Annotated in this window: 23 protein-coding genes; all 23 read right to left on the bottom strand. The window is 35.2% G+C overall.

The features are described 5' to 3' along the window. Positions 1 to 73 precede the first annotated feature (73 nt). Positions 74 to 556, bottom strand: a complete 483-nt coding sequence (locus tag BUA88_RS04545) for an NADAR family protein (protein ID WP_072913319.1) — start codon at positions 554 to 556, stop codon at positions 74 to 76. After that, the gene (locus BUA88_RS04540; RefSeq protein WP_072913316.1) at positions 556 to 972 is read right to left on the bottom strand and encodes a hypothetical protein; all 417 of its coding nucleotides are present in this window, start codon (positions 970 to 972) and stop codon (positions 556 to 558) included. The genes BUA88_RS04545 and BUA88_RS04540 overlap by 1 nt, the downstream gene beginning before the upstream one ends. Positions 973 to 984: 12 nt before the next feature. Further along, entirely contained in the window at positions 985 to 1,632 is a 648-nt protein-coding gene (locus BUA88_RS04535; RefSeq protein WP_072913313.1) for a DUF3990 domain-containing protein, read from the bottom strand. 85 nt (positions 1,633 to 1,717) lie between these two features. Beyond that, positions 1,718 to 3,064: a glycosyltransferase family 2 protein gene (locus tag BUA88_RS04530; protein WP_072913310.1), complete on the bottom strand. Its 1,347-nt coding sequence runs from the start codon at positions 3,062 to 3,064 to the stop codon at positions 1,718 to 1,720. Then, positions 3,061 to 4,623, bottom strand: a complete 1,563-nt coding sequence (locus BUA88_RS04525; RefSeq protein ID WP_072913307.1) for a polysaccharide pyruvyl transferase family protein — start codon at positions 4,621 to 4,623, stop codon at positions 3,061 to 3,063. The genes BUA88_RS04530 and BUA88_RS04525 overlap by 4 nt, the downstream gene beginning before the upstream one ends. Positions 4,624 to 4,678: 55 nt before the next feature. After that, positions 4,679 to 6,154, bottom strand: a complete 1,476-nt coding sequence (locus tag BUA88_RS04520; RefSeq protein ID WP_072913304.1) for an NAD-dependent epimerase/dehydratase family protein — start codon at positions 6,152 to 6,154, stop codon at positions 4,679 to 4,681. A 17-nt stretch (positions 6,155 to 6,171) separates the two neighbouring features. Beyond that, positions 6,172 to 7,257, bottom strand: a complete 1,086-nt coding sequence (locus tag BUA88_RS04515; protein WP_072913301.1) for a hypothetical protein — start codon at positions 7,255 to 7,257, stop codon at positions 6,172 to 6,174. Continuing rightward, positions 7,250 to 10,663, bottom strand: coding sequence for a Coenzyme F420 hydrogenase/dehydrogenase, beta subunit C-terminal domain (locus tag BUA88_RS04510; protein WP_072913298.1), 3,414 nt, complete (start codon positions 10,661 to 10,663; stop codon positions 7,250 to 7,252). The genes BUA88_RS04515 and BUA88_RS04510 overlap by 8 nt, the downstream gene beginning before the upstream one ends. Positions 10,664 to 10,791: 128 nt before the next feature. After that, positions 10,792 to 11,877: a hypothetical protein gene (locus BUA88_RS04505; protein WP_072913295.1), complete on the bottom strand. Its 1,086-nt coding sequence runs from the start codon at positions 11,875 to 11,877 to the stop codon at positions 10,792 to 10,794. Positions 11,878 to 11,964: 87 nt separating this feature from the next. Further along, positions 11,965 to 12,486 carry a hypothetical protein gene (locus BUA88_RS04500; protein ID WP_072913291.1) on the bottom strand — a complete coding sequence of 174 codons (522 nt, stop codon included), beginning with the start codon at positions 12,484 to 12,486 and terminating at the stop codon, positions 11,965 to 11,967. 349 nt (positions 12,487 to 12,835) lie between these two features. After that, positions 12,836 to 13,930 carry a radical SAM protein gene (locus BUA88_RS04495; protein WP_072913288.1) on the bottom strand — a complete coding sequence of 365 codons (1,095 nt, stop codon included), beginning with the start codon at positions 13,928 to 13,930 and terminating at the stop codon, positions 12,836 to 12,838. A 150-nt stretch (positions 13,931 to 14,080) separates the two neighbouring features. Next, positions 14,081 to 14,722 carry a hypothetical protein gene (locus BUA88_RS04490; protein ID WP_072913285.1) on the bottom strand — a complete coding sequence of 214 codons (642 nt, stop codon included), beginning with the start codon at positions 14,720 to 14,722 and terminating at the stop codon, positions 14,081 to 14,083. Between the two features lie 314 nt (positions 14,723 to 15,036). Then, positions 15,037 to 15,450 carry a HEPN domain-containing protein gene (locus tag BUA88_RS04485; protein WP_072913282.1) on the bottom strand — a complete coding sequence of 138 codons (414 nt, stop codon included), beginning with the start codon at positions 15,448 to 15,450 and terminating at the stop codon, positions 15,037 to 15,039. Next, positions 15,440 to 15,775: a nucleotidyltransferase domain-containing protein gene (locus tag BUA88_RS04480; RefSeq protein ID WP_072913279.1), complete on the bottom strand. Its 336-nt coding sequence runs from the start codon at positions 15,773 to 15,775 to the stop codon at positions 15,440 to 15,442. The genes BUA88_RS04485 and BUA88_RS04480 overlap by 11 nt, the downstream gene beginning before the upstream one ends. Positions 15,776 to 16,014: 239 nt before the next feature. Beyond that, positions 16,015 to 16,284 (bottom strand): hypothetical protein, encoded by a 270-nt coding sequence (locus BUA88_RS04475; protein ID WP_143151398.1) that lies wholly within the window; start codon positions 16,282 to 16,284, stop codon positions 16,015 to 16,017. Continuing rightward, positions 16,274 to 16,468 carry a Gfo/Idh/MocA family protein gene (locus BUA88_RS16760; protein ID WP_408633805.1) on the bottom strand — a complete coding sequence of 65 codons (195 nt, stop codon included), beginning with the start codon at positions 16,466 to 16,468 and terminating at the stop codon, positions 16,274 to 16,276. Before BUA88_RS16760 ends, BUA88_RS04475 begins: the two co-directional genes overlap by 11 nt. Before the next feature lie 87 nt (positions 16,469 to 16,555). Then, positions 16,556 to 17,611 carry a galactitol-1-phosphate 5-dehydrogenase gene (locus BUA88_RS04465; protein WP_072913273.1) on the bottom strand — a complete coding sequence of 352 codons (1,056 nt, stop codon included), beginning with the start codon at positions 17,609 to 17,611 and terminating at the stop codon, positions 16,556 to 16,558. Positions 17,612 to 17,637: 26 nt separating this feature from the next. Next, positions 17,638 to 18,342, bottom strand: coding sequence for an IspD/TarI family cytidylyltransferase (locus tag BUA88_RS04460; protein WP_072913270.1), 705 nt, complete (start codon positions 18,340 to 18,342; stop codon positions 17,638 to 17,640). Then, complete coding sequence (locus BUA88_RS04455) at positions 18,339 to 19,001, bottom strand: ribulose-phosphate 3-epimerase (RefSeq protein WP_072913267.1); 663 nt, start codon at positions 18,999 to 19,001, stop codon at positions 18,339 to 18,341. The genes BUA88_RS04460 and BUA88_RS04455 overlap by 4 nt, the downstream gene beginning before the upstream one ends. Positions 19,002 to 19,010: 9 nt before the next feature. Beyond that, a complete protein-coding gene (locus BUA88_RS04450; RefSeq protein ID WP_072913264.1) occupies positions 19,011 to 20,372 on the bottom strand; it encodes a hypothetical protein in 1,362 nt (453 codons plus the stop codon). Positions 20,373 to 20,490: 118 nt separating this feature from the next. Continuing rightward, a complete protein-coding gene (locus tag BUA88_RS04445; protein WP_072913261.1) occupies positions 20,491 to 21,318 on the bottom strand; it encodes a hypothetical protein in 828 nt (275 codons plus the stop codon). A 531-nt stretch (positions 21,319 to 21,849) separates the two neighbouring features. Beyond that, positions 21,850 to 23,037 (bottom strand): bifunctional phosphopantothenoylcysteine decarboxylase/phosphopantothenate--cysteine ligase CoaBC, encoded by a 1,188-nt coding sequence (gene coaBC, locus BUA88_RS04440; protein WP_072913258.1) that lies wholly within the window; start codon positions 23,035 to 23,037, stop codon positions 21,850 to 21,852. A 105-nt stretch (positions 23,038 to 23,142) separates the two neighbouring features. Beyond that, the gene (locus BUA88_RS04435) at positions 23,143 to 24,063 is read right to left on the bottom strand and encodes an ECF transporter S component (protein WP_072913256.1); all 921 of its coding nucleotides are present in this window, start codon (positions 24,061 to 24,063) and stop codon (positions 23,143 to 23,145) included. Positions 24,064 to 24,107: the final 44 nt, after the last annotated feature.

The following is a 24,107-nucleotide window of genomic DNA, read 5'->3' as shown; positions in this document are numbered from 1 at the left end:
CATCATAACGATGCGAAGCGCTTTTCAAAACAATATTACCTTTTTACTCCCCATCGACTGCTTATTATAATTGTCACAACATTGCTATTTTTTTTCTAACACACATTAGCGCGTATCCCAACAAATTATTGCCTCTCCATGCAGTTATATCGGTCTTTCGGTCATCTTTCATAGATACTCCTATACCCCAAACTGTATCCTTGACCGCACATTCTGCTATAATATCATTCCCTGTTGCTATAAGCCTTTCTCTTAGCTCTTTGTTTTGTGAAAATTTAGCTAAAAGCCCCTCATACACAATAACTTGTCTCATCCCATTCCAGATATTTTCATTATAGCCTTTTACCAATCTACCCAAACTTTTTATCTCAGCAACATCTGTAGTTGACATTATCCTTTCAGCTATCTCTTCATCTGCAAAACATTTAGCTTTCATATACATCATATATTGTTCCATTGAAGAAAACTTTTTATTATCAATAAAAAACTCTGATAGATACCAATTACTTAAGTATCCATTCTCTTCATCAGGATTATGAAAGGTAATGATATTCATCATTGCATCCCCACTTTTTTCACTGCGAGATCTAATTCAAGGTCATGAAGCCCATGGTATGCTTTACATAAAAAATCGATAGGTACTTTTTTTATAACCTCAGAACTTGGCATATTATAATACCATTGATAATAAGCATAAAATTCACCTATCCAATCTGGAACAAATCCCTCTAAAGATTTTCCCTCTTTTAATTTATATTTATCAGTTTTAATGAAATAATCCCACAAATAGTTGGTATCCATGGTCATAACATAAGCCTGACCTTTATCCACACTCTTTCGTGTCTTACTTTTCATATATGAATTAATAAAATCCTTTGTATCTTTATCTGGATAATACTGGGCTATGTAATCAAATAACTTTCCCTGATTCTCCACTACATCATTCAAGTAGTCCTTAGAATATGCCTGCATAAAACATTCCTCTTATAGTAATGTACTAAACACTTTTTCAACTTCATTTGCATCAGAATCAACTAATTCTCTCATTTTCTTTCTAGCTTCTGCATCCCTACTGTTGTATTTTTCATTAAAAACTTCATAATCAACAATACGTAGCCCATTTTCTATTTCTTTCAGCTGAGAATAAGCCTTTTCACTTTTTATACAATATTGTATTCCTAATCCTCCTAGCGACAGTAAATCTTTTAAAATTCTAATGTCTTTGTTGTCTCTGACAAACTCCTTAGCTATATAGAAATATGAAGCATCAGCTCTCCACCCTTTAATAACATCATACCCTGATGTATCAATACCATATTTTTCAATAAATTTTGTAGCTAACACACGATATCGTTTTGAATCATCTGCATCTCTATGTTTCATCAGCTCTGCCAACCAGGCTAAAACATCTTCTTTTTGAAAATCTAATACTTTAAGTCCATCTAAATCTAATTCATATTGATGTACGTATCCATTTTTTACGTCTGGTCGGCAAACAGCCCATTCTTGAGCCAAATCATCATTCTCAGTTAAATAGAATCCTTTTCCGTAATCATGTTTTTCCTCTCCTAGTCCGTACCTTGGAGTAAATGTTTTAGTTAATGAACCATGATAAAGAACAATTTTATCCATAATATTCTTCCTTTGTCTTTTAACATATAATATCGTATACTACAATTTTTTTCCATTATGTATGCATTTATATATTCATCTCGCTTTATAGTTCATCTACTATTTTCAACAAATCATTAAATAAAACTATCCTGCTTTGCTCAATTCCGTTATCAACTAGCTCTCGTATTATTCCTGTATAATTTCTCGATGGGGTAATAACAACAGGCACATTATCTCTTGGTATATTTTCTGGAGTCTTGATTCCTACATTTTCATAGCCTTCTACAACTATCTTCTCATTCGCAGCCCTTTTATCAAATATTCCTTTTACCCTACTCGAGCCAGATAAACTCAAATCAGATAGGACCATTCTTCCAATTTCCCCCACACCGTACACATATATCTCTTTTAATTCTTCTTTGTTTAATATATCTTCTATTCGCTTACCAGCTGAAGTTAATTTTGAATAACGATAATAACATTCACCTGATACATCTTCACGAATCAATTCAAGCCTCTTTTCTCTCGATATATTTTGATTTAAGTTAGTAATCTCATTTTGGTCAATGTATTTCATATCGAGTTTATCTATAAAATCATTAAAGCGATCTTGTTCTTTTGTCTTTAAATATTCAGGCATATTATTAAACCAATATATGGTATCAAGCAATTCACTTTGAATTATTGTCTTTCGAACTTTTTCGCTAACATTTTTCATTGCATTTTCTATAATGTAAAAAGACTTATAATGACATTCGAAATTTTTGGCCCTTATTCCAACTAACGATGTTTCTCGCCCTATTTGATGATTCACAACAGCAATATTACTCAATGAAATTTTTTCAGCATTTGCAATCACGGTAGCATAAAATGACCTGTCATTAACACAAATCAATTCATTAAATAGAATGTTGTTTTTTTCTAAAAATTCCCGTCTATATATTCCACTCCATGGTGTATGGGAGAATTGTTTTACTATTAAATCTATGTCCTCTTCGACATTTAATAACCTTCCATCAAAGTATTTTTCAGGGACATTGAGTAGCGAATACTCCAAATGATCTTCATTTTGTATTCCACTACCAGCCATAAAACAAAAACATCTGAATTTAAGGTAGTCCAATTTATTTTCCGCTGCTTGCATATATATCTGAGAATATACATTGTCATATAAATAGTCATCTGAATCCAAAAAGTGTATATACTCCCCAGATGCTTTACTCAATCCCAAATTTCTAGCTGAACCAGCATACTTTCTAGATTGTCTATATACTTTTATCTTTGGATTATGTTGCTGGTACCACAAAAGGATGTTATAGGAATTATCTGTTGAGCCATCATCTACACATATAATTTCCATATCATCTAAATTCTGGCGCGCAACACTTTGCAAACACCTGTCAATATGCTTTTCCGAATTGTAAATTGGGATTATTACACTTAGTTTCATAAATAGTAACCCTTTTTCTCATTATCCAATAGTTCTTTCCATACCACTTGAAAACAAGATTCTTCTTGCAATTCTTCTATTTTTTGCTCTATTTTTTTTCTTATCTGTACATTATTGTCTTTTATTTCCTCTAATTGATTAGGTATAGCATTTACATCAATAACATTTCGAACATCAGTTAAAAAGCATTCCTGATCCATAAGTTTTGCAAGTTCATTATATTTATCTGCCCAACCTATTATGATACATGGAATACCAACCTTAAATGCATGAACTATAGAGTGATATCTTGAAGCAACAATAAACCTAAACTGTTTTATTATCTTCTCAAACTCTAAACAATCGAATTTCTCTTTAATGTAAAGTACTTTTTTATTCTGATTATAGTTTTCATAAATCTTGTCACATATAACATTATCATCGCTATGTGGAACAATATAAACATCTATATTTTCTTTTAGTAATCCATCTATTATTTGAATATATAATTCAATACATTTTTCTTCACTCAAATACAATAAAAGATTTCTATTTGGGATAATTCCAACACTATTATCATTTTCTATTCGAATTACATTTTCACTATGATTGTTAAAATAAATATTATTCTCATCTATTATTTTACTTTGTAAAACCATATCATTAGACAACTCTAAATTATCTAAATCAAAAAGACTCCTCAACAGATTATAGCCTTGCTCTTCTCTAGCAAAAATTTTTTTACAACTTTTTAATAAGGCTTCCATCTCAGCAAGCTTATATTTAGGATAATCTAATGGTCCAAACGATTGCGGCATTAAAAAAAAGGGCACATTATATTCATAAGCCATCTTCAAAAAATTCATTACCCTCTCAGTTTTCCCAAAACCATCTCTAGATGATATTGCATACCCACTTACGTCGATAATTGCTGTCAACCTAGGAATAATTTCATTCACAGAGGCTTCATTCGTAAATCCATCTTCTAAAAATATCATTCTGTAATCATTTTTAGAATATATCTGATCACTAATATTAGGACAACACCATATTATTGCATTTTTATCATTTCTCCTAATTTCATTCATGGTCACAAATGCCATCGCCTGTGATCCTTTGTTTTTAAAGTTAGCCCCAACAATAAGGTATTCTTTTAATTTTGCTGGATTAAAACATTCTTTTTCTTTTGTAAAATAAACCGCATACCTTAAAATTAAATTTAATGAAATAATTCTTTTTAATTCTATCCCCTTTTTTACTAAACCATCTCTAATAACAGAATATTCCTTTGAAACAGTAACTATTATAGGATTCCCATCATTTGGTATTTCCTCTGGTCTATAAACTTTTACTGTTCCTAATACATCGTCTATAGCTGTACCTGTACTTTCTATTTTTCTGTCAGATAAACCTTCTATGATTTTCTCATCCTTAAGACAAGATATAAGTATCTTTCCAAATTCACCCAAACCATAAATATAAATTTTAGACATACCTAGCAAATCAAAAGTTTTAATTAGTTCTTCTTTTGAAATATATAAGTATGTAAAATTTCTATACATAATCAAACTTTTATCCATTGTCATTCCTCTTTATTAAACAAACATCTTGTCTAGTATTTGTTTCAATGGTAAGTTACCTCATTAGCATTTCATCAATTATGAATTCTAATGACAAAATAGGTATATCTTTTTTTTTCTTCCACAATTGTAAAAAAATATCCTCATAGTAATGAATAGCTGTCACTATTACAACGTCCACATCACAGGCATCTGAATATTCATCAGGTGTAATAACTGTCGTTGCTACGTCTTTACAAACATCATCTACTCTAGCATCTATACAATAAGGTATCGTCATTCCACATAGCTTTAAATCATTGTAAAGTGTCTTACCAAGTTCTTTCATTCCATATATCGCTACAGTATCAAATCCATTATGTTTTAAAAATTCTCCTATCTCTTGTTTCTTTTGTTTAAGCCCAATCCATTTTATAAGAACATCATAAAATTCTTGTAACTTACTTTTTGTCCTTTTTACATTCTTTTCATCTAAAAAAGAATCAGTTTTCTCAAAATATTTTTCCACCATTTCCTTTTCTTCTTGTGTTATCAATTGTCTGTTATATGCGTGAATAATCGCATCTTCTATGCCTAGCTGATACTCCTCGTCTCTAGGTAATTCATTAGCCTTATATTCATCAACTATTTTTCCTACAGTGTTGGCAATTCCTATTTCATTACTTATTAACTGACTAAAACCTGGCACTGCCTTTTTTAATTTATTATCAATTACAGAATAATTTCTTCCTCTTTCTCCTATAATCGCCTCATACCTTCTAGGTACAAACATTTGGAATAATAATTTTGGTAAATGAATTACATATGCATCTGTATCTAATGACTTAGCCACAAGTTTATATACTTCCTCCCATGTGGTTTCTTTTCCCTGTTCTGCAATATGAAAAACTTCTCCGTACGCTAAAGAATTTTTGAATAAAGAAACCACTCCTCTAGAAAAATCCTCAATATTTACAAAGGGAACCTTATAAGTTTTAAAACATATCAGCGGTTTTTTGCTTTTAATTCTATATATATTTGCATATTCATCATAAGAGCTATCTACTCCATACCTAATGTGATAGGCACCATAGGTAAAAAAAGGACGTACGATTGTATATTTCTCCTTTTTCTTTTTAAAATAAGTAGCCAATAATTCCTCGCAGGCAATTTTATTACGCACATACTCTCGTCCACCATAGTCTAGAGCGGAATCTTCGGAAACCGTACTATTATCCGATGGAATTTCCAAAACTGCTGTCGATATAAAAATATATTGATCACATATGTCACAGAATGATGCCAAAGAATACTCTAACTGGAGTGGATTAAATACCAAACATTCAACAACTACATCAAAATGTATATTCTTTATTCCATCTAAATAGCTATCTCTATCCCATACATTACCTGTAATATATGTAGCGCCTTCTATGTTTTTATGAGAATGATTTCCCCTCGTTATTGCATAAGTATTAAAGCCTCTTCGTACAGATTCTCTCACAAGTCCAGAACTAATTGTTCCTGTTCCTCCTGTTATCAGTACATTCATAGTTTACCCTCACACTCTTACCCTTCATCCAAAATTATTTTTAAAAAGGAAGTTAATTTAGCATCATCAAACATTGATTCATATATACAGTTGTTTGTGTTAAAATGAAGTTGATATAGCATATTCTCAAAGTTTTCCCCTGGGTGAAGTTGCATCATTTCCACATAATCATTATCCGTATTAATACAAATCAACTCATTACAAGAAGAAGGATATAAAAATATAAAATTCTCATAATTACCGCAAGCACAATATTTTACTAATGCTCTCTTTTCCTCCTTATTATCTAATATTATGAATGTCTTCCAAATACCTTCTTCTTTGTCGTATTTCTTTACTTCGTTTCCCCTCCAGGGAAGAAGTAAAAACGTGTCAATATAAGGTGTAACCGTAAAAAAAGCCTTGTCTTCTACATCGTTAAATGTAGTTCTTTCATAATTCTCTTCACTATACCATTTAACAATTTCTCGTCCATCAGAAGAAACTAACCATAAATTATCACTTCCTGCGTACATATTATTTGTCTTAAACGAATTAATAGGTATCTTTCTGGCTTTCTCGCTTACGATATTAATAGCAAGGAAGTACTCCTGATTTACAACAGATATCAATATTTCTCCTTTGAAAGTACAGGCCCCTTGATATCTACAAATCGCACTACCTTCACCTTCAATAAGGCACGAAATCTCCTTACTTATTTGCGATGCCTTTTCAACTCTCCTTTCTTCAGGATAAAGAAACCAAAAGTCTTTTTCTAGATATGCTGGTATTAGTAGATACTTGTCTTCGAGTGGTATATACGAAGATATATGCATTGATTCATTACCACCTTCTCTAAATGTAATACTATCTATTTTATGATTTTGTATATCATAAACACTAATTGTTTTCCCATGAATAGGCAGAAAAAAAATATTCTCTCCTTGCCGAATAACATGGCCATATATATTGTGTACAAACACTTCTTCGTCAGGAAAAAAAGACAAAAATTCCGTTTCATGACTAGAAATATTCCATCTAAATAAAGCGTTAAAGTCAGATGAAGCAAAATATATATATTCATCTATGGCTATTCCGTCTAAAAAATGTAAACATTCACTCATCACTATGCCTTCTCCATTCAATATTTTCCCTTATCACACGTGCATTGCCAGCAATACCTGCATATATACAATGATCAGGAACATCCCCTTTTATAAGACTATTAGCTCCAATAACACTACCTTCACCTATGTTTGTCGTCCCTAATATCTTAACATGCTCAGACAGCCAAACATGGTTTCCTATTTCAATAATTCCAGCTGTTTCATTAATCTGTTTACCTGACTCCTTGTCAAAAATCTTATGCCCATCACCTGTTCTAATTGTTACATGCCGAGCAAACAAAACGTTTTCCCCTACACGTATCATAGAATCTTTATAGACTACTAATAAATCCGTTTTATTGAAATGTGTTGTATTGCCTATAATTACCTTCCCATTTGCTCCTACATACATCTCCGAGCCATCACCCCAATCTACCTCATCAATATCATGGCCCCAAGAAAAATCATCTCCAATAAAACAGGTTGCCTTATCAGCAAACCTCCACTTTGCATTATGAATTTCAGCCCGATCTCCTATGCTGATATGTACTCCTGAATAAACATCTATAGTTAAACCAAATGCCGAAAAATCACATCCTATCTCCACAGTAGAGTCTTTTCCTCTCCAGTTAATTGTACATCCTTCTAAATTTGTTCCGTTGCAAATGAGTGTATTATTATTTCCAAATACTCTCTCTGTTCTATTCTTTCTAATTTTTGGATTATTCCTTTCGATATACTCCATAGTCGATTTAGGCAGAAACAACTTGAGTCCTACAACATCTTTATTCTCAATCATTTTCCGTACTGCTGATGCAGATATAACTGCTCCATCTACATTTAGTCTTTTTATTTCTATTACTTCTATTCCTTTTTCTTCAAGATATCTCTTTTGTTCTTTGTTATATGTATTTGTTATATAATCAAGTGGTTCCTCTCCAACATATCGTCTAGAAATATTAAATGCTGGCGCAATATAGTCTCCAAATATCTCAAGATCTTTTGACATATCAATAACCTTTGCTTTTTCTTGAGACTTGAAAAAGTATTCTGGCATTGTGTACGTAGAAAGGACGTATTTTCCACTTGGTATTACAAACACATTTTCCAAGTCTTTTGTTCCTAGTTTAACCATTTCGAATCTATCAGCAAACGAAAACTCTGATCTATCTTCTTCTACAACAAATACAATTAAATAATCCTCTCTTGCGGCAGCATTTTCAATCAGATACCTATGTCCTTTTGTAAATGGATTGCAGTTCATTACAACTGCGCCCACCTTTTTCCCTTTTAGTTGTCTTACTGGGAGTATTTTAGAATACGATGAAATATATGCATTAACCTCCTCTAAATTTACGCTTATCAGCTTCTTATGCTGTGATTCCTCACCCTTCTTTAATACCTTACCTACCTTAAGGCATTGCACATCGAAATCACTTTCTAGAGTTTTATATATATAATTAGCGATCACTGAATACCCTTCAGCATTCATATGTCCAGGGATATCGTAAAAATCTACATTACCACCTTCTAAAGCCTCATGAAACGCCATTGTAGTGTCATCAGAATATATCCCAAGCTTTTCTGCAATATCAAAAAATGGAATATCTCCCATATATAGAAGTACCATATCATTTCCACTAATCGTTCCATCTAATATGTCTTCATATAGATTCTCAAAAATGAACTTATCCTCTGCTCCCCAAGTTCCATGATTTACAACTCTAACACCTCTATCTTTTAGTATCTTCTGTAGCTGTGATGGCATATTTTCAGAATCTTCTACTGCATATCCAAATACCCCACACCTTCCATATATATGGACAGAATAGCCAAAACAATCAGGTTGATTACATACTACTCTTTGTCCATTAACGATATTTATCAGCCTATTACATTCATCCATATGACAATATCGATTCCCAATTTTTACTATTGCTGATACGTTCATCAAATCCTCTAAATATTCATTTGAATAACGCTTGTTCAAAATATCTTTTAAAATATACGAATAACTATCAATATCAGAAGTCATCACTGGAAATGATAAGTGCTCATGTATTCTCTTTTTCTGAGCATCAGTGTAAGGAAAATCTTTTTTTATATCAGGACGTCTAAAATAAAACATTTTGATATGGTTGAACTTCATTATGATGAAAGGAAGTATCCATCTCCTTGCATCATTATTATCAACCTCTATGTTATTTCTCCTTACTTCAAAAATGATTCTACCTTCATCATCCGTTATCGGAATTCTTAATATTTTTTTATTTGATTTGAAAACCTCTTCTATTTTCAAAATTAATTCTTTCTCACTGATGCTGAATTTTTTAAACTCTGAATTAACAATAGATTTATCATTGACATTCGCATTTATAAATGCTCCCAATGTCACAATTCCTTTTACACAATTATCTTTATCTACTATGTAAATTATTTCTTGTCCATTTCTGTATAATTTTTCAGCAATTTGTATAATATTTACATCATGCATTATGCACAGTTCCGATGTCGTACATACTATTCCAAACCTAGAACATAATTCCGAAGCCTTTGAAAAATCTACATAGTCCATGAGTTGATCAAAAGCTTTTTGACTACAGTGTAAACGTGGAGAGTTTGTCAAATGTCTACAACTTAATTCTGCCTCCTCCTTCTGTACCTTTTTTATATAAAGCGAATTTTTAATTATCTCAATAAATTTTTCTCCTTTACTAGATGAGGCAACTACTAAAGAGATTCCTAACTCTCTTCCTGTAGGAATAAAATCCCCCTTATTCGTCCAAAAATCGGCTAATGTAATATCTGCAATTCTTGGCAATCTTGCAAACTTGCAATATCCGCATCCTCTTTCCATATTAATACCCTTAAGGTATAATCTATGAAGTATATGATTTTTACTAATACAAACATCTTGTTCACCGTTCTCATATGTTTCGCAAATTGCATTATTTTCCCAACCGAACTGTTTATCCCTATAGTCTATAGATACTATTTTTGAATTGTGTTTTTTTTCACATAATTCAAGATATTTTATTAACGCCTTAGTAGTAGGTACGCCATGACATACAACTTCAACAGTTAACAAACGCTCATCATATGTCTTTCCATTTAAATATTCATACAAGCCATTTATTTGACAACCTGTACCAGAAAAAAGTACCCATTTACCATTTTTTAAATCATTTTCTATAGGTGCATATGATGTGATTTTGCTTCTAATATACTTTGACTTTCTAAATCTTTTTATCTCATCCAATGATACTGCTCGTTCATGTATCACCTTTGTAGGTGTGAGTTGTGCCGCCCCATAAATAACTCCTTCTCGATTTAATATTTCTTTACTCAATTCAAAAAAAACGCCTCCTGATGAAGAAGCTCTCACATTCACCTCATCTCTTGAAGCCGCTGCATAAAAAGTCATATGTCACCCCCACAATAAAGTTATTAATATCTATGCATCTATTTTTCTTTTTAATTAACAAAACGGAGCCGACTATACCGTCGACTCCGCCATAATATTACTACGCTTTTTCCGTCATTCTTGTATAACTATTCCTTTGTGATTTCAACTGTATCTGTTTTTCCACCAACAAATTCTACAGTGAGTACTCTCTTTTGTCCAGAAGTCCATTTGTCAGTCCATGACGACAATACTGTAATTTTTCCATCTGTAATGGTAGTCTTAGATTTTACTGATGTTGTATCAAGCTTAATGTCGGAAATATCTGCGATTACACCACTAAATGCAATATCTGTATTTACTCCTGCTTTAGCTGTAGCAGTCTTTGTTGTTATACTAGGACCTGCTGTTGGATCAACCCATGACCATGTAACTTTAAGTGTAGGTGCTGTTGTACCATCTGCAATAGCCTTTCCAGATGTAGCACTACCCTCTACAGCAAATGTCATACTCTTCCATGTATCTTCATAATCGTCTTCAGTTTTAGAACCATTTTCGTCTAATGCCTTATACTCATCATATGTTCTTGCTCTATAAACATATTCGCCACTCTCTACAGTGATGAAATAGTTATCAGCATTACCTGCCAAAGTGATTTTCTTAGTTACAGGTGCATCCGACAAAATATCAGTAGTAGATGTTGTAGCTTCAACTCCTGTGTCAATGATAAGACCAAGATTTAAAGCTGCTGCTGTAGCAGTACCAATAGCAGTCTTTTCTACCAATGGAATATCTTTTCCACCTGTACTTGCCTCAGCTTCTGCTGTAACAGTTAAATCAATATCAAAACTACTTTTATTTGTAACTGTTAAATCCTTACTTTTATTTGCATATACAGTAATGGCAGCATCAGCTCCTGATGCAGCTTTTGGTCCATTATTAAAATAAACACCCGTATCACTAGCAGCTGCTGGATACTCTGAATTTGCATGTTTAGCAGCAGATGTTGTCGAAATAAGACGTTCTGGATCCATAGTGTATGCAAAAGTACTTGTATCTCCTGTAGTAGGCAATACAACATTAGGATGCTTCTGCTCAACATGTCCCTCTGATGCGCCAGCTCCAGATGCTGCACCTTCGGTAGCAGGTGCTGTATCTTCTGCTAATGCTGTAATAGACATTGCCATAACCATAGTTGTTGCCATTGCAACTGCTAAAATTCTTTTTAACTTCATAAAGTTTCCTCCTTGAAAACATAACCTTCCCTCGCCATCCATGTCGAGGTGCTTGTTAATACGTTCCCCAATATTAAATTTTCAAGCTTATTGGTTCACTACTATAGTGATACCTACGCGGACCGTACTTACTGTTTTTTGCTCCTCATCAATAAGATGATAAATACAAACACAATTATACGTTCCCGCATCTAATGGAGTGTCAAGTGCAATATTTTCTAGTTCGCTACCCCTTGGGAGTACTGGAGACTTATATATCACCTGATCTTCGTCCTCTGCCAAGACAACATCAAAATACACATCATTGGTGTTTCCTTCAACATTTGCAACATATGCATCTTCTGATACGTCAGAACCCGTAGCAAACGTCCATGTTGTGTTCATTGATGCCTCATAATATCCTGGTTCAATATACTCTTGATTGTCCATTTCTTCGACAACTTCATCGACATTGTCTTGAGTAACGACCACATTTCTTCTTTCAGGCTCTTCCTTGTCTTTTCCTACTAATAGGAATATTACTACTCCCAACAAAGCTACTATAACAACTACGCCAACTGCTATCGCAATTTTTAAACCGTTACTTCCCTTGCTGTTTGTATCTGACACGACTAAGCCCTCCAAATTCTTCTGTGTTCATTCTCCATTCTTACAATATTAAGTTTTAAATCTTTGCGTTCTTGTTCCGCGCGACTCACCCCCTTATAGTATCTATATCGGTGTGAGTGTGATTATAATAAACCCTATCTGTTAAAAAACTGTTAATTTTTTCATTACTTTTAATCTTTTGTAACAGTTCACAAAAACGACGTAGCTATTTTTGGCATTTTGCGAGAAAACTTTGTTCTGTTTTCTGGGAAACGTTTCAAGGAGTTTTATGGCGCCCTATCTTTATTCATTTATCAAGCTGCGATGATATATTTTAACTATAAATAAGTTCAATATTTAGTAAAATCTGTTAATTTTTTTTATTGGCATCTAGCATCTTCTCTTGTTTGCTTCTCACAATTTCTAAAAACAATTCAGCTTCAATTTCACTTTCAAATTTCGGAATAATATGATTTACATTACATCCACAATTTCGGTAAGGACATTCAACAATATGAATCCAATCTTCTTCCAAAAATGGATTACATTCAAAGATATTTGATTGTTTTTTTGTCGCTGTACAAACCATACCTTTACATTCACCATTTGGGCCAATTTTTAATATAGATGCTCCAGAAATACATTTCATTCCTTTGCAATTTAGTTTTCCTTCAATCAACCATTTATTACGATCATAATCAGTATTAAATGTTGTACTATCGAGATTCTCGATTTCTTCAAATATTGTAAAGGTAGCCCTATCATACGCTATTGGTAGCTTTTTACTCTCGTCATCCACAACTTTTCTAAAAATTTTACTAGCGTCATCTCTCCACTCAAGAATCTCATTGGTGTACCTACTATCAACAGCATCGAAATTTGGTGCTTCTCTCAAAAGATTTATTGACAAATTAAACGAATATAATTTTCTTAACTCTAATGCTTTATAGAAGAATGTTTTAACATCTTCAAACCTATCAATCTCTAGCATTAAATTTAATGTAATACCAATATCTCCCGACAAATCCTTAATAATCTTTTCGATATGTTCAAATTTTGCATATTGTAAATGAATAGAAATGACTACTCTAATATGCATTTTGTCTAAATACTTTTTTAAGTTGCTAAACCACTCACTAGATTTAGATCCATTCGTAATTATAAATACACTCTCTATTCGTTCTCCCAATTGACTATACAACTCATCCATCAAATACCAAAATTCCGGATGAACAGTCGGCTCTCCTCCTACTAATGTAAATTCATATTTAGTCCTATTGCTTTTTGCAATGTGCTCAACTGCTTTTTTCAATTGTTCCCTAGTAGTAAATTTATTCTTATCTATTGGGTTTTGTCCATAACAATACTCGCAAGCATAGTTACACATTGTTGTTATGCCCCAATTAACCTTTAGTGGCATTTCATATAATGTTTCTACTGCTCCTTGTCTAATTATTTTCCCCATATCTGCTCTCCATTAGAAGCTTTTTTTCTATTTTATCGCATCTTGTCGGAAAATACTCCTATTTTCACAGAATGTTGCGAATTTTCTTGAAACTATCAGATTTTAAGGGTATAAGAAATGCCAGCCTCATCGGCTGGCCATCATCTCTTTCTAATTTGCTACTCCCTCATCTTTCAAATACTCATACACAGCATCAGGCCTATAACCAAAACTATCTGATGGATGTGCTATCCCATATACAATCAAATCGTTAGTCAAAATTTCATCGCAGCCATTGTGCTCTAAGTTCTTCCTATATACATATTTATGAATCGTACGGGATCTTCTTGCCCCACTACCATTTATCTTATATGTAATACCATTGTCTTCGAGCTCGTTCCTTCCCGGTAAGCTCCAATAAGATCTTTTGCTAAAACAGACCACAATATCTATTTTATTTTCATTTATAAATTTAAACAGACGATTATTATAATCAGTACGATGCTCTTTTATCATTTTTTCAGCTACTTTACCTCCATGGGATTCACAATAATGTGTTATGTAATTTCCAAAATACACCTTGTTGTAAAATACAACAGCATCCCCATGATTTTTAAATCCAAAGCTTGCAGATATTCGGTCGAAGAAAACATATTTATATTCCTTTGTAAAATAACTATTCATGACGTATCGTGTGCAGTCCTCAGTTACTTCTTCACCTTCAAGCTTTTTTTCATCATAATGAGACTCTCCTAGTATTAGTATCTTTTTCTTCGAAGTGCTAACATTTTCACCAACCCAAAAATCCACCATAAAAATCCCCTCCTTACACAATTGAATTTTCTTATCCTATAGCTTTATCTTATAAAAATTACTTAGATATAAAAATGAGCTGTTGGATGTAAAGCTTGTTATAGCATAAGTATATATTCTTTGCTTTCATCACCAAACATATGGGTAGACAAGCTATCTTTTACATTTTTCTTTGGATTTTATTTATTCTCCCTCACTCATATAAACGTTCAAATATGTAAAAAAAAATCCCAATGAGAACTTTATATTCTCATCAGGAGCCTTAATCTCATATTTAGTTAATTCTTCGTAAATATCTTGGACATTGTTATATTTTACGAACTTACTTTTTCAACATATTTTTCTATCTCATCAAGTAACATTTGAGCCAGCTGTACCTGATTTTTTGCCTCTTCTTTATTTGCTATATAAAAGTCATCGTAATCGCTTGCATGTCTTATCTGTTCAGCCTCATTTATCTTACGGCCCCAATCTCTAGAAAATATTTCTGTTTTTATATAATTCTTATTAAAATTGGCTATTGCATCCTTATGCTTCTTATATGACATTCCATCAAGAGCATGAATTGCATTTATACCATGAAATATTGCGTAATAAGCCCTATTGTTAGCACCTCTATAGTCATCTATCCCAAGAAGTACCTTTGCAGACTCAACATCTTTTCTAGCAACCTCTAGTCTATATCTACACAAATCTACACGTGTGCCAACATCTTCATTATGCTGCATATAACACAACTCCCTCTCTTTCAATATTATTGAAAAATGGATAGTTATCTACCCACTTTTCAAAAAGCTCATCGCTATGAGTCATCGGATTAATTTCAACATCGTTATTCATATTAAAATCATATGTCTCATCAAATAACTTTTTTTGATATTCTTTTGCTTCTAAATCACTGATATTAACCAGAATCATAATATCTATATCAGAATCAACGCTATTATCCCCTCTTGCATATGATCCAAACAAAATAACTTTTACAAGACTCGAACCATAAATAGCCTTGATTTCTTCTATATACTTTGTTAACAAATCATCTACTCTGTTCATCTCTTTACTCCTGATAATAGTAGTTATTCCTACAACTCTTTGTAATTATACTATACAATATTAATTAGATTCTGTCATATTTATTAGAATCACTACTATTCTTTCCAAATTCTTAATCTCCGCTAGTTACCTCCCCCTTAAGAAACATATTCTCTCTCCAGCCTTCTTTTAAAGGATGAAGTATATCTGTTTTAATAAGATGTGAGAGATTCTGCCTAGTGCAACCTTTAGCAACCCATCTACTCCCTACCACTCAAAAACTTCTCCATAACCCCGGCGATTTCTACACTGAGATTTTCATAATCCACACCATCGTCCTGACCTTGGACCTTCTTCACGAAATGTTGGATTTCATAGCGCATTCCCGTACCAGCGAAGTCCTCATCATAAGAAATAATTCTGTTTGGATCCTCGAAATGAACCTCGAAGTGTTTCGTCAGCCACCAAGGTGACTTTGCGATGATGTAACCATTTGTGCCTGCCACTATCATCTCTCCTTCAGTCTTCACACCAAGGCCCGACACCGCAGTACCAAAGACCTTCCATAAGCACGAGATTATTTTTCTTAGCCAGTGTAAATAGCGCCTTTGCTTCCTTCTTGGTGAATGCCAGCGGCTTTTCGCACAAAACATGCTTACCTTTTTGCAGTGCTGCTTTCGTATATGTGAAGTGAGTACCATGTGGACTGGCTATATAAACTCCACCTCCTGCAAAAACTTCTTTGCAATCCTTCCTGTTCCTATAATTCCAATTTGCATATGCGTAATCTCCTATTTCATTCTAATATTTATCAGTCATACACATCACTTTGACATAAGGCTCTTTTTTATCCCTCATAATCTCAAAGCCATCCACTATGTTTTCCAAATCATAACGATGTGTAATCAACTTCTCTGGGTGAATCCTGCCCTGCTGCAACCTGTCCAGAACATAGTGCCAGTCGTCATCCACCTCATGTGTAAATGATGAGTTCCAGGTCCCCTTCACTGTTAACTGATTCCTAAGTATCTTCCAATAAACATCTCTATCCAATCCCATATCTGAATGAGGATTTCCCACTGAACAAATCTTTCCTAGTGGTGCCGCGGCCTCGATACCCACAGCTAATGATTCATTCTTTCCTATACATTCAAAGAAAACATCTGCGCCCAAATAATTCGTATTTGCGATAATCCATTCAGCCGCATTATCTTTACTGCCATCAAAGTAATGCTCCTCTGGTACACCCAGCTCCATTACCATTTTCTTTTGGAAATCCTTGTTGCCGATAGCAAAAATATTTTTTACCCCCATATCAATTAGGAACATAACAGCCAACAACCCGATTGTTCCTAGTCCCATCACTACCACAGCGTCTTCGCTGGATGGATTCACTCTTCTGATTGCATGCACCGCCACGGCCATCGGCTCCAGCATTGCCGCCTGTTCCATAGTCACTGTCTCTGGTAGCTCAATCAAATTCCATTCTGGAACAGTAACATACTCAGCAAATCCACCATTTCGACGGGAGCCATTATAGGAATATCTCTTGCACATTTCGTATTTACGAATTTTGCAGCACTCGCATTCTCCACATGGAATTAGCGGAAAAACACCCACTCGCTTTCCAATCCAACCCTCGTCAACTTCTTGACCGCAAGCCTCCACCACTCCTGCAAACTCATGGCCAATTACTAGAGGCATGTTGTGAGCTCCATCCTTATACGCTCTTGGAATATCTGAGCCGCAGATGCCGCAAGCTTTCACGTTAACTAAAACCTCCCCCGGCTCCGGAGAAGGTTTATCAATATTTTCTATTTCTAATTTTTCAATATCTTTCAAGACTAAAGCTTTCATCCCAATATCCTCTACCAACCCTTGGTTTACTGCTCATCCTGCTTCACTATTTCCACAAATCTTTCCAAGTCTGCCTGTGTTGTTATCTTGAAATTCCTCTCATCTCCATCTATCATATGGATTTTCATTCCCGCCAAAACGGCTGGCTCAGTAGAGCCATTTATTGCTCTGATTCTGCCTGAATCCTCCAATACCTTATTAGCCTTACAGTATTCGCCATATACAAACACTTCTGGTGCCTGTCCAGCAAATACCTCCGACCTCTCCAATAGGGATGAAATGCTCTGACCATCCTTTGAAAGATAAACTGTATCCTTCATTGGCAGCACAGGTATTACCCCATCATAGCCTTTCATACCATTCACAGCTTCATCTATCAGCTCTAGTGACAGCAATGGTCTTGCGGCATCATGTATGAAGACATAATCATCATCCTCGGCTACATCGCAGATATCCTTAAGGGCATTTAAAATTGAACACTGACGATTCTCCCCCGGCTCAGAAAATCCAAGGATTTTCGCATCCAAACCAAAGGACTCCAGCCAGTCCATAATCCTGTCATGCCATTCAACCTCTGCCACAATCTGTATCTGATCAATTTTTTCACTTTCATCCAGTTTTTCAATGCAATAGAGTATTAACGGCATACCATTTACTTCTATATACTGCTTCGGGACAACTGCCCCCACTCTACTACCAGTTCCACCGGAAAGAACAATCGCTATCGTCATACTCTCATCTTCCTAATATCAGCTAAGATATCCTTATAACCACGTCCTCTTCCAAAAAGCAATGTGGTTCCAAGAACGAAACCATCTACTCCCTTTGGTGCAAATTCCAAAATCTTACTTCCAGAGCACGCTCCATCCCAATAAATCTTAAATCCATAGCGTTCCTTTAACTTTAGAAGCTTGTCGATTTTCTCACCAACGTACGGCAGATACATCTGTCCTGCATTACCAGGATTTACCGACATGACCAAAACTTTATCTACTATCTTCAGCATCTCTTTAACCGTCTCAATACTTGTGCCTGGATTTATAGCAATGCCTGGCACCATTCCAGCATCTATTACCTTTTGTAGAGTCGTAGATGGGTGATACTCTGCCTCAGGATGAATATAAATGGTATCACCCTTGCGAAGGTTCTTAATGAACAAATCAATTGTATTATTAGGGTGCTCAACCATCAGATGTACATCCAACGGTTTAAAAGTCACACTGGCGATATAACTCATGTCATTTAAAGACATGGCAAAATTAGGAACAAATCGACCATCCATAATATCAATATGGAATGAATCGATTCCCCCCTCCTCAAGCTCATTTATTTCGCGTGCCAAATGACCATAGTTTGCGCACATCATCGAAGCATTTAATTCAAACTCCATACCCCTCTCCTATTCACAGCACAAAACCTCTACATTTTGTATCATTATTGGCTTTTCTAATTTCTCATAAAGCTGAACTACACTACTGCCATCACCATAATACGCATCACTTATTAGTATTGCTCTATCAATGTCCGAGGTGTCATCATAGATACCCCACCCCTCTTCTTTGTACTCTTTCACAATCTGACGATATTGCTCTAAAATCTCAGGTACCATGCTTTCAAGTGTAGCTTCAATCAAAGGATGTGGCCTCCACAGCAGAGCCACTTCGTCCTTATTCTCCTTAAATACCTCAAACACATCCTTAATCTTATCAATCATTTTTTGTTCCTGATTAAGAATGGCCACTACGCTGGTATTATAAAAAACTATTTTCTTCCTTGTTCCATCTGGTTTGGTGATTATTTTCTTCCACTCTTCGGGTATCTCCTGTGGTTCATCCTTCAACCTCAATATTCGTTCAAACTTCGGAGAACCTGTTCCTTTAATTTTCCTTTCCCAAACCTCCCTCGTCTCTTCTCCAAACTGCTTGACCAGGCACTCTACATAGGCCTGTTTCATCTTTTCAGATTGAACGATTACCTCGTCCGCATTTATTACACCTTTTGTCACTGCAAAACCAAATATATGATCCATTTCCTCTTCATTATCAAGATTTGGTTCTGACAGCACAAAATATGGGATATAAATCAGCTTGTCTGTTATTCTCTTTAAATTCTCAGAATAGAAATACGGGTGAACGCTGGTAACATAGTTCATTTCATCATATGGATTGTGTATATATATCTCGTCTGGATGAACTCGCTCAAAATCAAATTTTTCGAAACTTGTAATTGGAACATAATCTGGATACTGATCCCCCTCATAATGAATCTTTGACAATGCTCCCTTATCATCTCTCTCATAGTAAGGAATCGGTATTACAAAATCCTCGACATTCTTATCATCCTTAGCTCGCATCCACACCGTCTCAAGGGAATCCCACATTGATGCCTTGTAAGGCAAAAATACAACTACTTTTGTAAGCTTTATATCTTCGTGGGCGCTCTTATCTATAGCATTGATGCAATGCTCAATTCTATTTTTCGCCGAAGACGCAGAAAGTCCTCTATCAGATTGAATTTCTTCATGTATCTGAAAGAGAACTTCGCAATATTCCTCTAAGTGAGATACCGTTTTATGTCCCTCACCTTCGGTTTCCTCTATATAATTTCCTAAATCGATGGCCTTTTGTTGAGCCATTTCCAAGTACTCACAGGCCTTCGCAATCCCAGACTCCTTCTTATTAAGCTCCTGATACACACCCTCACAGAGCTTACGAAACAGTTCAATGTAATTCTCTACCTGCTTGAACCTTTGCTTCCTCATCCCAACTCCCCATGTATAGACAATAAAGCGATAATACCCAGATATTATTATATGAATATTATAGGTTTAACCGTGGTCATATTCAACGATTTGCCGTGATTACACGGAATTATCACAATTAAAGGAGATACTTCTCAATCATACTCTTAATATTTCTTGAGCTAATAGGTTGTTGAGATGTCTCAAAGGATGCAATCATATTTACTCCTAGATAATAACCATTTTGTTGATACATATTCAGTTTAGCGACATTTTTATTTGCGTAATCGCTGCTGTCCATCATACCAAAATGCTCCCAAACATATTCCTTCCTTTGGCTTTTATTCAAACACACAAAATCTGGTCTAACTGTTCCCTTTCCCTTTAGTATTAGGGGCTTCTCATACTTATAGGGAACATCATATTGTTCCAATAAATTAGCTATTATCAACTCAGATTTTGATCGAACCCTCACTCCATTTGTTGAATAAAACTCCGTATTATCCATAAATGGCATCGGCTCATATTCTTCTGCTAACCATGATTGAATAATATCATCTATCTCTGGATGAATTGGATTTACAATCTTCTTTTTAGCACTACTCAGCCCATCATATATCTTATGATAGGAATCTCTTCTCAGGAAGTCATCATACTTGGAAATGATTCTTTCCTCTTTTTGCGCCAGCCTTAGCACTTTCCTGTTATATTCCTTCTGTGCCAGAGCCTTAGCTATTTCAATTTTTTCCTTTGGTAAGTATTCTCCATTTGTATCTTTACTTGCCCTGCACCAATAATATTGTGCATAGCTCTTCTTATCTACAATCCTTAATGATCCCTCAGGAGCCCTTCTTATTTCTCCCTCCAAATCTCTTATCAAATCCTCAATACAGAGCCTTCTCGCCGCTATGTTTTCTATATATCTATCATCAAATAAAATCTTATTCTTGTTACTATTTTCTTTCATGCTACTCCATAACTACCATTTATATTCTTCAAACTTGCTCCTGCACATATAATTTTGCTGAAATCTTTAAAATTATATGTGCGCTAGCCCTTTCTCTGAGGCCAAAATCACCTTCCAAACATATAATTTTTCAAAAACCTTCAAAATTATATGCGTGCCTACCCTTTCCACAACCCCAAATCTACCTTTCAAACATATAATTTTTCAAAAACCCCAAAAATTATATGCGTGCCTCCCCTTTCAGCACCCCATAATCTACCTTCCAAGCATATAATTTTTCAATAATCTCCAAAATTATATGCTCAACAGCTCTTTCCACAACCTGTACTAACCAAAAGCCTTCAGCAAACACATATAATATTAAAAAAAAGTGGGAAATTATCTGCGAATGAACTTCGCAAACCATAAATAATATAAGTCTAATGAATAGTTCTTAATGAACCGTTACAGAATACCATGATATTACATAATTGTAAAGCATTAATAACTCCAGCCAAAAAAGGACCCATGCTCACATGGGTCCAAATCAAATTATTTAACTATTTCATCCAATATAACCTGTGCTACATCATCCTTAGACATGATAGGAAGCTCGTGGGCATCTTCCGCCGTGATTAATGTTACCACATTAGTGTCAGTACCAAATCCTGCGCCTGCAGTGCGCAGGTTATTAGCTACAATCATATCCACGTTCTTTTTCTTGAGCTTGGCTTTGGAATTCTCCAGCATGTTTTCCGTCTCCATGGAGAATCCGCAAATAAACTGGCCTGGCTTTTTATTTGCCCCAAGATAGGACAAGATATCTTCCGTGCGCTCCAATTCAATAGAAGAAGCTTCACCATCTTTTTTCTTAATCTTCTCTGCAGCAACAGTAGCTGGTCGATAATCCGCCACTGCTGCACTCTTTATTATTATGTCCATCTCCCCTGCCCGAGATTTCACCGCTTCAGCCATCTCGGCAGCACTCTTGATATTTACTACATCTACAAACATAGGTGGCTGAATAGCCACTGGACCGCTTACGAGTGTAACCTCAGCTCCCCTAAGCATTGCCGCTCTGGCGATAGCATAGCCCATCTTGCCTGTACTATGGTTGCTTATATATCTAACTGGGTCAATTGCCTCCTGAGTAGGCCCTGCTGTTATCATAACCTTCTTCCCTTCAAGATCGTGGTCGAAAGCGATTTCTCTAAGTATGTACTGTAGTAAAACTTCTGGCTCAGGCATCTTACCTGCACCAGTGTCGCCGCATGCTAAATAGCCGCTGGCTGGCTGAATAATCTCGAATCCATATTTTTTCAAAATCTCTAAATTGTCCTGGACGATAGGATTTGTAAACATGTTTGTGTTCATGGCTGGGCTCACAAGCTTCTTGCACTTTGCAGCAAGAATAGTTGTTGTGAGCATGTCGTCAGCTATTCCGTGCGCCATCTTCCCTATGACATTTGCACTGGCTGGTGCCACCATGAAAATATCAGCACGCTTTGCCAAAGCCACGTGCTCCACGTTAAATTTAAAATCCCTATCAAAAGTGTCCACAAGACATTTATTACTTGTTAATGTTTCAAAGGTAATTGGATTGATAAAATTAGTGGCATTTTTAGTCATGATGACATTAACATCAGCACCTAATTTCACTAAGGCTGATGCAAGATTTGCAATCTTATATGCTGCAATGGAGCCTGTTACTCCAAGTACCACACATTTACCCTTTAACATAATTCCTTATTACCTCCGGACTGTTGTATTGCTGTTTTATATCTTAGCTTACCAAAGGCTTCCCTTCACAGGGAAGCTGTCAAACTAGCTGACTGATGAGGTATCCTACTGAGCCATCTCCTGAACAGTGCTTGTTCCGTCTACAGTATTCACCTTTCCATTTTTCTTTCCTGAATATACACCTGCTGGCTTAATCTTATCAAGTACTATACCAACAAGGTAAACGATTACCGCACCAACGATAGCTTCGATAACTCCGTTGAAGCTGATGATTCCGCCAATTACTCCCATGAGAGCACTTGGGTCGATCTGAAGAACCTCTGCGTATGGGATTCTGTAGAATGCGTAAATGCTTCCCATAACAAGAAGTGTGTTTGTCATTGCACCAGAAATACCAGCTGTGATAAATCCAAGTGCCTTAGCATCTTTATTCATAAATAAATACTCGATAGCCACGAAAAATGCGATTCCAACAACAGCGCCGATAATCTGAGCAGCTGTAACTGAGAATCCAACCTTGCCTTCAGAAATCATCTTATTGAAGAAAGCAAATACACCAAATCCCATGATGAAAGAGATGATTACGTTGATGATTGAACCGTAAACAACCTTCTTCTCTGAGCTGATTGCCTTCTTGATTCCTACGTATACAAAGTAAGGAACTACACCAATAAGAATTCTAGGAACGATTGCAATAAATGTGCTCTTGAAAACAAGTCCGATTGCCTGTCCTACAGTATCATGTGGAAGCATAGTAAGTGCAGCCACTGGTGAGAAAGCGAATGCTGATGGAGTAGGTGTAAGTGAGCTCTTGATAAAGCTTGTGATACCAAATACTCCGCCGAGGCAAGCTCCCTTCTTTGGTCCTAAGAATAACGAACCAATGATAACTGGAATATGAAGTGTTGTTGCATTAATAACTACAAGTGGAATATATCCGAGTGGTGTTGAAGCCATAACTACAATAATGGCTACGAATAACGCTGTGAGCACGAGCTCATAGGTCTTAGAATTGTTGCTTTGCATATTGTTTCCTCCTTCTGGTAGAAGCCCTTAGGCGGGTCTCCTCC

Source organism: Pseudobutyrivibrio xylanivorans DSM 14809 (assembly GCF_900141825.1).
GTDB classification, from domain to species: Bacteria; Bacillota; Clostridia; order Lachnospirales; family Lachnospiraceae; genus Pseudobutyrivibrio; species Pseudobutyrivibrio xylanivorans.
Note: the sequence above shows the minus strand (reverse complement) of the source record. Positions and strands in the feature narration are given on the sequence as shown.